Source organism: Klebsiella sp. X1-16S-Nf21 (genome assembly GCF_002837615.1).
GTDB lineage: Bacteria > Pseudomonadota > Gammaproteobacteria > Enterobacterales > Enterobacteriaceae > Klebsiella > Klebsiella variicola.
The window spans coordinates 1-12,574 of the sequence record NZ_PJDK01000114.1 but is presented as its reverse complement, the minus strand read 5'-3'; the positions used below and the strand labels follow the sequence as shown (position 1 = coordinate 12,574).

At 53.8% G+C, this 12,574-nt stretch carries 18 protein-coding genes; 12 read left to right on the top strand and 6 right to left on the bottom strand.

What is annotated here, in order from left to right; translation table 11 throughout:
* The 6 genes from rpsD to CW267_RS28315 all read left to right on the top strand — a co-directional run.
* A partial coding sequence (rpsD, locus tag CW267_RS28340; RefSeq protein ID WP_101148694.1) for a 30S ribosomal protein S4 occupies nucleotides 1-388 on the top strand: 388 nt, incomplete at its 5' end.
* Nucleotides 389-413: 25 nt separating this feature from the next.
* Nucleotides 414-1,403 carry a DNA-directed RNA polymerase subunit alpha gene (locus tag CW267_RS28335; RefSeq protein ID WP_002919219.1) on the top strand — a complete coding sequence of 330 codons (990 nt, stop codon included), beginning with the start codon at nucleotides 414-416 and terminating at the stop codon, nucleotides 1,401-1,403.
* Nucleotides 1,404-1,443: 40 nt separating this feature from the next.
* Complete coding sequence (gene rplQ / locus CW267_RS28330) at nucleotides 1,444-1,830, top strand: 50S ribosomal protein L17 (RefSeq protein WP_002919206.1); 387 nt, start codon at nucleotides 1,444-1,446, stop codon at nucleotides 1,828-1,830.
* A 108-nt stretch (nucleotides 1,831-1,938) separates the two neighbouring features.
* Nucleotides 1,939-2,307, top strand: a complete 369-nt coding sequence (locus tag CW267_RS28325) for a DUF1992 domain-containing protein (protein ID WP_008807052.1) — start codon at nucleotides 1,939-1,941, stop codon at nucleotides 2,305-2,307.
* A gap of 2 nt (nucleotides 2,308-2,309) precedes the next feature.
* Entirely contained in the window at nucleotides 2,310-2,735 is a 426-nt protein-coding gene (zntR, locus tag CW267_RS28320) for a Zn(2+)-responsive transcriptional regulator (protein ID WP_100781667.1), read from the top strand.
* A gap of 57 nt (nucleotides 2,736-2,792) precedes the next feature.
* Nucleotides 2,793-3,071 (top strand): alternative ribosome-rescue factor A, encoded by a 279-nt coding sequence (locus tag CW267_RS28315; protein WP_008807054.1) that lies wholly within the window; start codon nucleotides 2,793-2,795, stop codon nucleotides 3,069-3,071.
* Here the strand turns inward: CW267_RS28315 and mscL are convergent.
* The 5 genes from mscL to def all read right to left on the bottom strand — a co-directional run bounded on the left by mscL (nucleotide 3,007) and on the right by def (nucleotide 7,770).
* Complete coding sequence (gene mscL / locus CW267_RS28310) at nucleotides 3,007-3,420, bottom strand: large-conductance mechanosensitive channel protein MscL (protein ID WP_004145325.1); 414 nt, start codon at nucleotides 3,418-3,420, stop codon at nucleotides 3,007-3,009. The two genes, CW267_RS28315 and mscL, sit on opposite strands and share 65 nt — an antisense overlap.
* A 140-nt stretch (nucleotides 3,421-3,560) precedes the next feature.
* Nucleotides 3,561-4,937, bottom strand: coding sequence for a Trk system potassium transporter TrkA (trkA, locus tag CW267_RS28305; protein WP_008807055.1), 1,377 nt, complete (start codon nucleotides 4,935-4,937; stop codon nucleotides 3,561-3,563).
* 13 nt (nucleotides 4,938-4,950) lie between these two features.
* Complete coding sequence (rsmB, locus tag CW267_RS28300) at nucleotides 4,951-6,246, bottom strand: 16S rRNA (cytosine(967)-C(5))-methyltransferase RsmB (RefSeq protein ID WP_008807056.1); 1,296 nt, start codon at nucleotides 6,244-6,246, stop codon at nucleotides 4,951-4,953.
* A 52-nt stretch (nucleotides 6,247-6,298) separates the two neighbouring features.
* Entirely contained in the window at nucleotides 6,299-7,246 is a 948-nt protein-coding gene (gene fmt, locus CW267_RS28295; protein WP_008807057.1) for a methionyl-tRNA formyltransferase, read from the bottom strand.
* Between the two features lie 14 nt (nucleotides 7,247-7,260).
* Nucleotides 7,261-7,770, bottom strand: coding sequence for a peptide deformylase (def, locus tag CW267_RS28290; protein ID WP_008807058.1), 510 nt, complete (start codon nucleotides 7,768-7,770; stop codon nucleotides 7,261-7,263).
* 128 nt (nucleotides 7,771-7,898) lie between these two features.
* Between def and dprA the strand changes: the two genes are divergently transcribed.
* The 6 genes from dprA to CW267_RS28260 are packed head-to-tail and all read left to right on the top strand — an operon-like array spanning nucleotide 7,899 to nucleotide 11,690.
* Nucleotides 7,899-9,023: a DNA-protecting protein DprA gene (dprA, locus tag CW267_RS28285; RefSeq protein WP_012967155.1), complete on the top strand. Its 1,125-nt coding sequence runs from the start codon at nucleotides 7,899-7,901 to the stop codon at nucleotides 9,021-9,023.
* Complete coding sequence (smg, locus tag CW267_RS28280; RefSeq protein ID WP_008807060.1) at nucleotides 8,995-9,468, top strand: DUF494 family protein Smg; 474 nt, start codon at nucleotides 8,995-8,997, stop codon at nucleotides 9,466-9,468. Before dprA ends, smg begins: the two co-directional genes overlap by 29 nt.
* Before the next feature lie 26 nt (nucleotides 9,469-9,494).
* Complete coding sequence (locus CW267_RS28275; RefSeq protein WP_004145330.1) at nucleotides 9,495-10,037, top strand: type I DNA topoisomerase; 543 nt, start codon at nucleotides 9,495-9,497, stop codon at nucleotides 10,035-10,037.
* A gap of 4 nt (nucleotides 10,038-10,041) precedes the next feature.
* Nucleotides 10,042-10,614, top strand: coding sequence for an L-threonylcarbamoyladenylate synthase type 1 TsaC (tsaC, locus tag CW267_RS28270; RefSeq protein ID WP_008807062.1), 573 nt, complete (start codon nucleotides 10,042-10,044; stop codon nucleotides 10,612-10,614).
* A 3-nt stretch (nucleotides 10,615-10,617) separates the two neighbouring features.
* Nucleotides 10,618-11,436, top strand: coding sequence for a shikimate dehydrogenase (gene aroE / locus CW267_RS28265; RefSeq protein WP_008807063.1), 819 nt, complete (start codon nucleotides 10,618-10,620; stop codon nucleotides 11,434-11,436).
* Nucleotides 11,433-11,690, top strand: a complete 258-nt coding sequence (locus tag CW267_RS28260) for a DUF1488 domain-containing protein (protein WP_008807064.1) — start codon at nucleotides 11,433-11,435, stop codon at nucleotides 11,688-11,690. Before aroE ends, CW267_RS28260 begins: the two co-directional genes overlap by 4 nt.
* Here CW267_RS28260 and CW267_RS28255 read toward each other — a convergent pair.
* On the bottom strand, nucleotides 11,666-12,220 hold the full coding sequence (locus CW267_RS28255; protein WP_008807065.1) for a gamma carbonic anhydrase family protein: 555 nt from the start codon (nucleotides 12,218-12,220) through the stop codon (nucleotides 11,666-11,668). The two genes, CW267_RS28260 and CW267_RS28255, sit on opposite strands and share 25 nt — an antisense overlap.
* Between the last annotated feature and the right edge of the window lie 354 nt (nucleotides 12,221-12,574).

The window sequence follows — 12,574 nt, the reverse complement described above, 5'->3', positions numbered from 1 at the left end:
AGCAGCACGTCTGAAAGGCAACACCGGTGAAAACCTGTTGGCTCTGCTGGAAGGTCGTCTGGACAACGTTGTATACCGTATGGGCTTCGGCGCCACTCGTGCTGAAGCACGCCAGCTGGTTAGCCACAAAGCGATTATGGTAAACGGTCGTGTTGTTAACATCGCTTCTTATCAGGTTAAAGCGAATGACGTTGTCAGCATTCGTGAGAAAGCGAAAAAGCAATCTCGCGTGAAAGCCGCTCTGGAGCTGGCTGAGCAGCGTGAAAAGCCAACCTGGCTGGAAGTTGATGCTGGCAAGATGGAAGGTACGTTCAAGCGTCAGCCGGAGCGTTCTGATCTGTCTGCGGACATTAACGAACACCTGATCGTCGAGCTTTACTCCAAGTAAAGCTTAGTACCAAAGAGAGGACACAATGCAGGGTTCTGTGACAGAGTTTCTAAAACCGCGCCTGGTCGATATCGAGCAAGTGAGTTCGACGCACGCCAAGGTGACCCTTGAGCCTTTAGAGCGTGGCTTCGGCCATACTCTGGGTAACGCACTGCGCCGTATTCTGCTCTCATCGATGCCGGGTTGCGCGGTGACCGAGGTTGAGATTGATGGTGTACTGCACGAGTACAGCACCAAAGAAGGCGTTCAGGAAGACATCCTTGAAATCCTGCTCAACCTGAAAGGGCTGGCGGTGAGAGTTCAGGGTAAAGATGAAGTCATCCTTACTTTGAATAAATCTGGCATTGGCCCTGTGACTGCAGCCGACATTACCCACGACGGTGATGTCGAAATCGTCAAGCCGCAGCACGTGATTTGCCACCTGACTGATGAGAACGCTGCTATTAGCATGCGTATCAAAGTTCAGCGCGGTCGCGGTTATGTGCCGGCTTCTGCCCGAATTCATTCGGAAGAAGATGAGCGCCCAATCGGCCGTCTGCTGGTCGACGCCTGCTACAGCCCTGTAGAGCGTATTGCCTACAATGTTGAAGCTGCGCGTGTAGAACAGCGTACCGACCTGGACAAGCTGGTCATCGAAATGGAAACCAACGGCACAATCGATCCTGAAGAGGCGATTCGTCGTGCGGCAACCATTCTGGCTGAACAACTGGAAGCTTTTGTTGACTTACGTGATGTACGTCAGCCAGAAGTGAAAGAAGAGAAACCAGAGTTCGATCCGATCCTGCTGCGCCCTGTTGACGATCTGGAATTGACTGTCCGCTCTGCTAACTGCCTCAAGGCAGAAGCTATCCACTATATCGGTGATCTGGTACAGCGTACCGAGGTTGAGTTGCTGAAAACGCCGAACCTGGGTAAAAAATCTCTTACTGAGATTAAAGACGTGCTGGCTTCCCGTGGACTGTCTCTGGGCATGCGCCTGGAAAACTGGCCACCAGCAAGCATTGCTGACGAGTAACCGGATCACAGGTTAAGGTTTTACTGAGAAGGATAAGGTCATGCGCCATCGTAAGAGTGGTCGTCAACTGAACCGCAACAGCAGCCATCGCCAGGCTATGTTCCGTAACATGGCAGGTTCGCTGGTTCGTCATGAAATCATCAAGACGACCCTGCCGAAAGCGAAAGAACTGCGTCGCGTAGTTGAGCCGCTGATTACTCTTGCCAAGACTGATAGCGTTGCTAATCGTCGTCTGGCATTCGCCCGCACTCGTGATAACGAGATCGTGGCAAAACTGTTTAACGAGCTGGGCCCGCGTTTCGCGAGCCGCGCCGGTGGTTACACTCGCATTCTGAAGTGTGGCTTCCGTGCAGGCGACAACGCGCCGATGGCATACATCGAGCTGGTTGATCGTGCTGAGCCGAAAGCAGAAGCTGCTGCAGAGTAATCTGTAGTAACGTAAAAAAACCCGCCCCGGCGGGTTTTTTTATATCTACCGCATCCCCACTTCACTACACTATCTGTACTCTTTTTGTTCATCCCCCGGAGCCGTAGAATGTGGTTACTGGATCAGTGGGCGGAACGCCATATCCTCGATGCCCAAACTAAAGGTGAGTTCGATAACTTACCCGGCAGCGGCGAACCGCTGACTCTCGATGACGATTCGCATGTGCCGGCGGAGCTGCGGGCAGGTTATCGCCTTCTGAAGAATGCTGGATGCCTTCCCCCGGAGCTGGAGCAGCGAAGAGAAGCGGTGGCACTGGCTGATTTACTGAAGGGCGTCCGCCAGGACGATCCTCGTCATGCTGAACTGAGCAAACGGCTTGCCTTGCTCGAACTGAAGCTTCGTCAGGCTGGTCTGAGTACCGACTTTTTACGCGGTGAGTATGCCGAGGCTTTGCTACAAAGAATGAACCAGGAGTAAATATGTATCGTATTGGTGAGCTGGCTAAGCTGGCTGACGTCACGCCAGATACCATCCGTTATTATGAGAAACAGCAAATGATGGATCATGACGTGCGCACCGAGGGAGGATTTCGTCTTTACTCGGATAACGATCTTCAGCGGCTACGCTTTATTCGCTATGCCCGTCAGCTGGGCTTCACTCTGGAAGCGATCCGCGAATTATTGTCGATCCGTATCGATCCGGAGCACCATACCTGCCAGGAATCGAAAGGGATCGTTCAGGCGCGATTAAGCGAAGTCGAGGCGCGGATCAAAGAGTTGCAGACGATGCGTCGCTCTCTGCAGCGGCTTAATGATGCCTGCTGTGGGACTGCGCACAGTAGTGTTTATTGTTCGATCCTTGAGGCCCTTGAACAAGGCGCCAGCAATGGCGGTAAGGGACGTTGATTTTTTCATCGCGCGGATCTACACTCGCGCGGAATTCACACATGCACTGGAGTTTATATGAGTCGCTATCAGCATACTAAAGGGCAAATTAAAGATAACGCCATTGAGGCACTTCTCCACGATCCGTTATTCAGGCAGCGTGTAGAGAAAAACAAGAAAGGGAAAGGAAGCTATCAACGTAAAGATAAACATGCAGGAAGGATTGACCGGGAGGCCAGTGGCAAGCAAGCGAATCGCTTTTTTACCACTGGCCTTCTGCTTTCGGTGCTGATTAAGAACGGTTGTTTTGCTCTTTCAGCAGATCGCGAATTTCGCTCAGCAGGACTTCTTCTTTAGAAGGAGCTGGCGGCGCCGCCGGAGCCTCTTCTTTCTTACGATTTAACTTATTCATCAGTTTAATCGCCATGAAGATGGCAAACGCGACGATGATGAAATCGAAAACGTTCTGAATGAATACCCCATAATGCATCACGACAGCCGGGACATCGCCCTGGGCATCACGTAGCGTGACGGCAAACTGTTTAAAATCGATCCCGCCAATCAACAGGCCGAGTGGTGGCATAATAATATCTGCGACCAGCGATGAAACAATTTTACCGAATGCTGCACCGATGATCACACCCACTGCCAAATCGACAACGTTCCCGCGCATCGCGAATTCGCGAAACTCTTTTAAAAAACTCATTTTATTCTCCTTGTGCCAGCTGACGTTGTAAGTTTAACAAATGTATTTTCATTTGCCATTCCCAGTAGATAGTTACCGCAAAATATTAACCTTTGAATAATAAGGGATAATAAAAAGGCGCCTGTTCGGCGCCCTGGGAATTACAGGAAGAAAGGACTTGGCTGGAACAGCCTTTCTACATCGGAAATAAACTTCTTATCGGTCAAAAACATGATCACATGATCGCCCTGCTCGATCCGCAGATTATTATTCGCGATCATTACGTCGTTGCCCCGCACAACGGCGCCGATGATCGTACCTGGCGGCAGCTTGATCTCATCGATCGAACGCCCGACCACCCGGGAGGTGCTCTCATCACCGTGCGCCACGGCCTCAATCGCTTCGGCAACACCGCGGCGAAGGGAGGAGACGCCGACAATATCGGCTTTACGAACATGGCTGAGGAGTGCGGAAATTGTGGCCTGTTGAGGTGATATCGCGATATCAATGACACTGCCCTGGACCAGATCCACGTAGGCTCTGCGCTGGATCAGCACCATCACTTTTTTCGCGCCCATTCGCTTTGCCAGCATCGCCGACATAATGTTTGCTTCATCGTCGTTAGTGACGGCAATAAACAGGTCCACCTGGTCAATATGCTCTTCAGCCAGCAGCTCCTGGTCCGATGCATCACCGTAGAAGACGATTGTATGCTGCAGCTTTTCCGCAAGCTCAGCGGCTCGCTGCTGATTACGTTCGATAAGCTTGACGCTGTAATCTTTTTCCAGCTTATGGGCCAGACCCGCGCCAATATTGCCCCCGCCGACCAGCATAATACGCTTATACGGCTTTTCCAGTCGCTGCAGTTCGCTCATGACCGCGCGAATATGCTGCGAGGCGGCAATAAAGAATACTTCATCGCCGGCTTCCACAATCGTCGAACCCTGTGGGCGAATAGGACGATCGTGGCGGAAAATAGCGGCCACACGCGTATCGATATGCGGCATATGCTCCCGCATGGTGGACAACGCATTCCCTACCAGCGGACCACCGTAATAGGCTTTTACTACGGCGAGGCTGACTTTCCCTTCGGCGAAGTTCACGACCTGCAGCGCGCCGGGATATTCGATCAGCCGGTGAATATTGTCGATGACCAGCTGTTCCGGAGCGATTAAGTGATCGATAGGCACCGCTTCAGAATTGAAGAGCTTATCCGCATCACGAACGTAATCTGGCGCACGAATACGCGCAATACGGTTTGGGGTATTGAATAATGAGTAGGCGACCTGACAGGCCACCATATTGGTTTCATCCGAACTGGTGACCGCTACCAGCATATCGGCATCATCGGCCCCCGCCTCGCGCAGTACGCGAGGGTGAGAGCCATGTCCCTGGACGACACGCAGGTCGAACTTATCCTGCAGGCTGCGCAGACGGTCGCCATTGGTATCAACCAGCGTAATATCATTGTTCTCGCCGACAAGGTTTTCCGCCAGCGTGCCGCCGACCTGGCCGGCGCCCAGAATAATAATCTTCATCTGCAGTGACCCATTAATTCCGACGTTTGATTAGCTTAGCGTAAAAGAAGCCATCACCTTCTTCCGGGCCCGGCAGATTTTGCTGCCCGGGGCTCGCCGGCGTACCGGTTGCATGAAGTTCAGCATCCGGGGTTCGTGCGAGGAAGGCGGAAATTTGCTGACTATTCTCTTCCGGCAGAATAGAACAGGTAGCGTAAACCAGCGTACCGCCTGGTTTCAGGTGCTCCCAGGTGGCATTCAGGATCTCGGCCTGCAGCTGGGCTAACTCGGCGATATCCCGATCCCGGCGCAGCCATTTGATATCCGGATGGCGGCGAATGACGCCGGTGGCGGAGCAGGGGGCATCCAGCAGAATACGATCGAACTGTTCGTTGCCACACCACTGCTCAGGGAAGCGACCATCGCCCTGTTTGACTTCGGCTTTCATGCCCAGCCGTTTCAGGTTGTCATAGACGCGTGACAGACGCTGTTCATCAATATCCACCGCCATGACCTGAGCCTGCGGGGCAACCTCCAGAATATGCGTCGTCTTGCCGCCCGGTGCGGCGCAAAGATCGAGAATGCGTTCGCCATTTTCCGGCAGCAGGTAGCGCATACAGCCCTGGGCCGAGGCATCCTGGACGGTGACCCAGCCTTCGGCAAAACCTGGCAACGCATGGACTGGGGCAGGGGTGGCCAGACGCACGGCGTCGGGATAGTCAGGATGGGTGAAGCCCTCTAAGCCGGCCTCTTTAAGCAGAGCAAGCCATTCATCCCGGGAATGATGGTTGCGGTTAACGCGCAGCCACATCGGCGGGCGCTGGTTGTTCGCATCGACGATCTCCTGCCACTGCTGCGGCCAGGCCTGCTGCAGGCGTTTCAGCAGCCATTTGGGATGAAGATAGCGGTTTTCATGCTCAGCAAATTCGACTAATAACGCTTCCTGCTGGCGCTGGAACTGGCGTAGCACGCCGTTGATCAGCCCTTTAAGCTGCGGGCGTTTAATGGCCACCGCGCCTTCTACCGTTTCCGCCAGTGCGGCATGCGGAGGAATACGGGTATAGAGCAACTGATAAAGCCCAACCATGATCAGAAAATGCACGGTGCGCTGTTTGCCGGTCATCGGACGCGCCATCAGCTTGTTGATAAGCCACTCAAGCTGACTGAGCGTACGCAATACGCCAAAGCACAGCTCCTGCAACAGCGCTTTGTCTTTATCGCTGACTTTCTGCTGCAGAGGGGGCAGAACGTTGCTCAAAGACTGACCTTGTTCTACCACTTGCTCGATAGCCTGGGCGGCCAGACTGCGTAAGTTTATTTTGTTTTTCATAAGCGCAAAAATAAAAATGCCCGGCTAACCCGGGCTTTTAAAGAGACAACCGTCAGGCGAGACGGGTACCAGGGATGAACCACTCCCGGCGGGAATTGAGTAAGTCCTGCGAGCTCATCGCTTTTTTACCCGCTGGCTGTAGTGATTCCAGACTGAGGATCCCATCACCCGTGGCGACCTGAATACCCTGCTTGGTTGCTGCCACTATTGTTCCCGGCTCGGCGTGCGTGGCTTCGGCAATAACCGATGCCCGCCAGACTTTGACTGGCTGCCCGTCAATCTCCAGCCAGCTCATTGGCCAAGGATTAAACGCCCGGATGCAACGTTCCAGCTGTGCAGCGGAAAGCGACCAGTCGATGCGGGCCTCTTCTTTACTCAGCTTCTCGGCATAACTGACGAGTGACTCGTCCTGGACTTCAGGCTGTGCCGTTCCGTTTGCCAGTTGCGCTAAGGTTGTCAGCAGTCCCTGTGGGCCGAGGCCGGCCAGCTTATCGTACAGGCTGCCGCTGGTATCCTCAGCGGTAATGGGGCAGGAAAGCTTATACAGCATGTCACCCGTATCAAGGCCGACGTCCATCTGCATGATGGTCACGCCGGTTTCGCTATCGCCCGCCCACAGCGAACGCTGGATCGGCGCGGCGCCACGCCAGCGCGGCAGCAGGGAGCCATGAACGTTGATGCAGCCCAGACGCGGCATCTCAAGCACCGCTTTTGGCAGGATCAGACCATACGCCACCACCACCATGATATCGGCGCCTAAATCGGCGACGAGCTGTTGGTTCTCCTGCGGACGAAGAGACGATGGCTGGAATACGGGGACGTCATGGGCTTCAGCCAGCACTTTTACCGGGCTCGGCATCAATTTTTTGCCGCGTCCCGCGGGACGGTCTGGCTGAGTAAACACGCCAACGATCTGATGTTCAGACGACAACAACGCGTCAAGATGACGCGCTGCAAAATCGGGGGTGCCGGCGAAAATGATACGTAGTGAATGTGACACGGTATTCCTTGTTATCAGGCACGGGAACGTAAACGATCCAGTTTCTCAACCTTCTGACGAATGCGCTGTTGTTTGAGCGGTGACAGATAGTCAATAAACAGTTTGCCAACCAGGTGATCCATTTCATGCTGGATACAGATCGCCAGCAGGCCATCGGCCTCCAGCTCAAACGGCTTACCGTCGCGATCCAGCGCACGGATCTTCACTTTTTCCGCACGGGGTACCAGAGCACGCTGTTCCGGAATGGACAAGCAGCCTTCTTCAATACCGGTTTCGCCGTCTTTTTCCAGCAGCTCCGGGTTGATTAACACCAGCCGCTCTTCACGATTTTCCGACACATCGATCACGATGATGCGCTGATGGATATCGACCTGGGTTGCGGCCAGACCGATGCCTTCCTCGGCGTACATGGTGTCGAACATATCATCGACGATACGCTGAATTTCCGCATTCACTTCTTTGACCGGCTCGGCGACTTTGCGAAGGCGCTCGTCCGGAATATGTAACACTTGCAAAACTGCCATAAAGTTCCAGAGTCGTATTCAGGAGTTGATAAGATTATTAGCTCTATTCTAGACAAAACCCCCTGCAATTGACAGTCTCACTGTCCAATCGCAAAGATTGTCAATGCCGCTTATGGCAGGGGGTAAGGATGACGCCCGACGAGATTTGGCTGCGGCTGATGAAGGTCAATAATTTGTATGGCGACAGGATGCTGGATATTGCGCAGCGGTTATGCGCAGCCGCTTTCGTGGATAGTGAAGCGCTACATGCCGTTGGGATGACCGCGGCGCAGGTGAAGCCATTTTTACGGTTTGACGAGCGGGAGCTTGACGAGACGCAGCGCTGGCTGGAACACCCGGATCATCATCTGTTACGGGCTGACGATCCGCGCTATCCGTTGCGGCTAAGGGCTATCGCTGATTACCCCGGCGCGTTGCTGGTCAGTGGCGACCCCGCCCTGCTTCACAGCGCGCAGCTTGCCGTTATTGGCAGCCGTTTGCACTCCTGGTATGGCGCCCGCTGGGGAAAACTGTTCAGCGAAACGCTGGCGCGTAGAGGGATCACCATCACCAGTGGGCTGGCGTTAGGCATTGATGGTGTTGCGCACCGCGGCGCGCTGGCCGCGGAGGGGAAAACCATCGCGGTGCTGGGCAACGGGCTGGAACAGGTTTATCCGCGGCGCCATGCAAACCTCGCCCAACAGATCATCGACAATGGCGGTACGCTGGTCTCTGAATTTCCACTCATTACGCCGCCGCTTCCCGCTCATTTTCCCCGACGTAACCGTATTATCAGCGGCTTAAGTTTGGGCGTGCTGGTGATTGAGGCGGCGTTGCGAAGCGGATCGCTGGTCACCGTCCGTTGCGCCCTGGAGCAGGGAAGAGATGTGTTCGCCCTGCCTGGCCCGATTGGTAATCCGGGATCTGAAGGTCCGCACTGGTTAATCAAGCAAGGCGCGGTACCGGTGACCTCGCCAGAGGATATCGTGGAGTACTGGCAAAACGAGCTGGCCTGGCTTACTGATACGTCTGATTCGATAAATAATTGCGCCGATCAGCCGTCTGTAGCATTGCCATTTCCGGAGCTCCTGGCTAACGTAGGAGATGAGGTAACACCTGTTGACGTTGTCGCTGAACGTGCCGGCCAATCTGTGCCAGTAACCGTAGCTCAGCTACTTGAACTGGAGTTAGCAGGCTGGATCGCAGCTGTACCCGGCGGCTATGTCCGATTAAGGAGGGCAAGCCATGTTCGACGTACTCATGTATTTGTTTGAAACTTACATCCATAACGAAGCAGAAATGCGCGTGGATCAGGACAAACTGACGCGGGATCTTACCGATGCAGGCTTTGAGCGGGAAGATATCTATAACGCGTTAATGTGGCTCGAGAAACTGGCTGATTATCAGGAAGGTCTCGTTGAACCCATGCAGCTCGCTTCCGACCCGCTGTCGCTTCGGGTGTATACCGAAGAGGAGTGCCAGCGTCTGGATGCCAGTTGCCGGGGATTTTTACTCTTCCTCGAGCAGATTCAGGTGTTGAACCTCGAAACGCGAGAAATGGTGATAGAGCGCGTCCTGGCGCTGGATACAGCTGAATTTGAACTGGAAGACCTGAAATGGGTCATCCTGATGGTACTGTTCAACATTCCGGGCTGTGAAAACGCCTATCAGCAAATGGAAGAATTACTCTTCGAAGTAAATGAAGGTATGCTGCATTAATCTTTTTGCAGCAACATCGAGTTGTTATGACCAAATCAGCACTGTTTTCGGTGCGTAAAAATGAGCCCTGCCCGCAGTGCGGGGCTGAACTGGTGATCCGTTCCGGGAAACATGGCCCGTTTCTCGGCTGTTCGCATTATCCGGACTGTGACTATATCCGTCCCCTGAAAAGTCAGGCGGACGGTCATATCGTTAAGGTGCTGGAGGGACAGGAGTGCCCATCTTGCGGCGCTGTCATGGTGTTACGCCAGGGGCGCTTTGGTATGTTTATCGGCTGCAGTCGCTATCCTGAATGCGAGCATACCGAGCTGATTGATAAACCCGATGAGACCGCTATCGCCTGTCCGCAATGCGGACAGGGGCATCTGGTCCAGCGTCGCTCTCGTTTCGGTAAAACCTTTCATTCCTGCGATCGCTACCCTGATTGCCAGTTCGTTATCAATTTTAAACCGGTAGCGGGCGAATGCCCTGAATGCCATTACCCGCTGTTAATTGAAAAGAAGACGGCGCAGGGGCTCAGACGCTTCTGTGCCAGTAAACAATGTGGAAAGCCGATCCCGGCGGAATAAATCAGTGAACAATAACCTGCCCTCAGAAACCGTCGCCCATGCCGTGGCGGTACTGAAAAATGAACATGTCATCGCCTACCCCACAGAAGCCGTTTTTGGCGTTGGCTGCGATCCAGACAGCGAAACGGCCGTCATGCGTCTGCTGGAGCTGAAGCAGCGTCCTGTTGACAAGGGATTGATCCTTATCGCCGCCAGCTTTGAGCAGTTGAAGCCTTATGTTGATGATTCACGGTTAAGTGACTCGCAGCGGGACGCTATCTTTTCCTGCTGGCCGGGACCGGTGACGTTTGTATTCCCGGCGCGTCCTGAAACGCCGCGCTGGCTGACGGGGCGTTTTGATTCGCTGGCCGTACGCGTGACCAACCATCCGCTGGTGATTGAATTGTGCGAAGCTTACGGAAAACCGCTGGTCTCGACGAGCGCCAATCTCACCGGGCAACCACCGTGTCGTACCACCGCAGAGGTTCATGCTCAGTTTGGTGACAGCTTCCCGGTTGTGGATGGCGCCACAGGTGGACGGCAAAATCCATCTGAAATCCGTGATGCCCTGACGGGTAAACTGTTCCGCCAGGGGTGAACCATGGAAACCTATGCCGTTTTTGGTAATCCGATCGCGCACAGCAAATCGCCTTCTATTCATCAGCTGTTTGCCCGCCAGTTAGGGATTACTCATCCTTATGGACGTGTGCTGGCGCCGCTGGACGATTTTGTCTCTTCTCTGAATCAGTTCTTTGCAGAAGGAGGAAAGGGGGCCAACGTCACCGTTCCTTTTAAAGAGGAAGCTTTTGCGCGCGCGGACGAGCTGACAGAACGCGCTGCGCTGGCGGGAGCAGTAAATACCCTGAAACGCCTGGAAGATGGCCGTTTACTGGGGGACAACACCGACGGTATTGGCCTCCTGAGCGATCTGGAACGCCTGGGGTTCATTAAGCCGCGCCAGCGGATCCTGCTGGTAGGTGCTGGTGGCGCATCACGCGGGGTTCTTTTGCCGCTTCTGTCGCTGGGATGTGCCGTCACGATCGTGAATCGAACCTATTCTCGTGCCCATGAGTTAGCCACTCTCTTCGCCCATACCGGTAGCGTCAGCGCAAGAGAGATGGATACCTTATCCGGGGAAACATTCGATCTGATCATCAATGCGACGTCCAGTGGAATAGACGGTGATGTACCGGCTATCCCGGCATCTGTTGTCCACGCTGACGTGTATTGCTATGACATGTTTTACCAGAAAGGGCCAACACCGTTTCTTCACTGGTGCCAGCAGTATGGCGCAGTCCACTGTGCTGATGGGCTGGGAATGCTGGTGGCGCAAGCCGCCCATGCTGTTCTGCTATGGCACGGCGTCCTGCCGGCTATCGCTCCGGTCATCGAAACGCTGCAGCAGGAACTGAATGCATGAATCAGGCGATTCAGTTTCCTGACCGGGAATCATGGGATGCCGAACGGCAGGGTGTGGTTTTTCCTGTGCTGGTCAATGGGATGCAATTAACCTGCGCAATTTCAGGACAGAGCCTGCAGCAGCGTTTTGGTGCAGAGGGGCCAGCGCAGTGGCTGGCCGCCTTCCAGGAACATCGTTGGGATCTAGAGGAAGAGGTGGAAGCATTGATCCGCGATGGTCAGGAAGATGCTCAGGGCTGGATCTGGTTATCCTGATCCAGGTATTCATTTTTCCATTTCACATAGTTATTTGCTGAATACTTCAGTCCTTCCCGTTCCGTCTCCGTCAGGGGGCGGATCTGTTTGACCGGATTGCCAAAGTAAAGGTAGCCGCTTTCCAGTTGTTTGTTCTGCGGTACCAAACTGCCTGCACCAATCATGACGTCATCGCCAACGACGACACCATCTAATAAGATCGAACCCATACCAACCAGCACGCGGTTGCCGATAGTGCAGCCGTGCAGCATCACTTTATGACCAACAGTTACATCCTCACCAATGATCAGCGGATTTCCCTCCGGCTTATAAGAGGACTTATGGGTCACATGGAGAACGCTACCGTCCTGAATATTGCTGCGTTGACCTATCGATACATAGTTGACGTCGCCGCGAATGGCCACCAGAGGCCAGACGCTGACATCATCGGCAATTCTGACATCACCGATGACAACGCTGGATGCGTCAATCATGACGCGAAGACCGATTTGTGGGAAAAATGCTTTATAGGGGCGCAGCTGAGCAGACATATAGACCTCAAAATACCGGAATGTAAGAAGACTTTGGTGGCTTTTATCTCCCTGTGCAACCCCTGAAAACGGTGAAAATTGAGCAAATCGTGCAATTACGCGACGAAAAGGGTGAAAAATCACCATTCAGAAAAAAAGATCGAAAAAAGGCTTGTGCAAAAAAATGGGATCCCTATAATGCGCTCCCACTGACACGGCAGATGTGAATCACTTCACACAAACAGCCGGTTCGGTTGAAGAGAAAAATCCTGAAATTCAGGGTTGACTCTGAAAGAGGAAAGCGTAATATACGCCACCTCGCGACAGAGCGCTAAAGCGCGTCGCAACTGCTCTTTAACAATTTATCAGACAATC

Coding starts and splice junctions, on each gene's coding strand:
- CW267_RS28335 (WP_002919219.1), top strand. CDS start 414: ATGCAGGGTTCTGTGACAGAGTTTCTAAAACCGCGCCTGGTCGATATC.
- rplQ (WP_002919206.1), top strand. CDS start 1,444: ATGCGCCATCGTAAGAGTGGTCGTCAACTGAACCGCAACAGCAGCCAT.
- CW267_RS28325 (WP_008807052.1), top strand. CDS start 1,939: ATGTGGTTACTGGATCAGTGGGCGGAACGCCATATCCTCGATGCCCAA.
- zntR (WP_100781667.1), top strand. CDS start 2,310: ATGTATCGTATTGGTGAGCTGGCTAAGCTGGCTGACGTCACGCCAGAT.
- CW267_RS28315 (WP_008807054.1), top strand. CDS start 2,793: ATGAGTCGCTATCAGCATACTAAAGGGCAAATTAAAGATAACGCCATT.
- mscL (WP_004145325.1), bottom strand. CDS start 3,420: ATGAGTTTTTTAAAAGAGTTTCGCGAATTCGCGATGCGCGGGAACGTT.
- trkA (WP_008807055.1), bottom strand. CDS start 4,937: ATGAAGATTATTATTCTGGGCGCCGGCCAGGTCGGCGGCACGCTGGCG.
- rsmB (WP_008807056.1), bottom strand. CDS start 6,246: ATGAAAAACAAAATAAACTTACGCAGTCTGGCCGCCCAGGCTATCGAG.
- def (WP_008807058.1), bottom strand. CDS start 7,770: ATGGCAGTTTTGCAAGTGTTACATATTCCGGACGAGCGCCTTCGCAAA.
- dprA (WP_012967155.1), top strand. CDS start 7,899: ATGACGCCCGACGAGATTTGGCTGCGGCTGATGAAGGTCAATAATTTG.
- smg (WP_008807060.1), top strand. CDS start 8,995: ATGTTCGACGTACTCATGTATTTGTTTGAAACTTACATCCATAACGAA.
- CW267_RS28275 (WP_004145330.1), top strand. CDS start 9,495: ATGACCAAATCAGCACTGTTTTCGGTGCGTAAAAATGAGCCCTGCCCG.
- aroE (WP_008807063.1), top strand. CDS start 10,618: ATGGAAACCTATGCCGTTTTTGGTAATCCGATCGCGCACAGCAAATCG.
- CW267_RS28260 (WP_008807064.1), top strand. CDS start 11,433: ATGAATCAGGCGATTCAGTTTCCTGACCGGGAATCATGGGATGCCGAA.
- CW267_RS28255 (WP_008807065.1), bottom strand. CDS start 12,220: ATGTCTGCTCAGCTGCGCCCCTATAAAGCATTTTTCCCACAAATCGGT.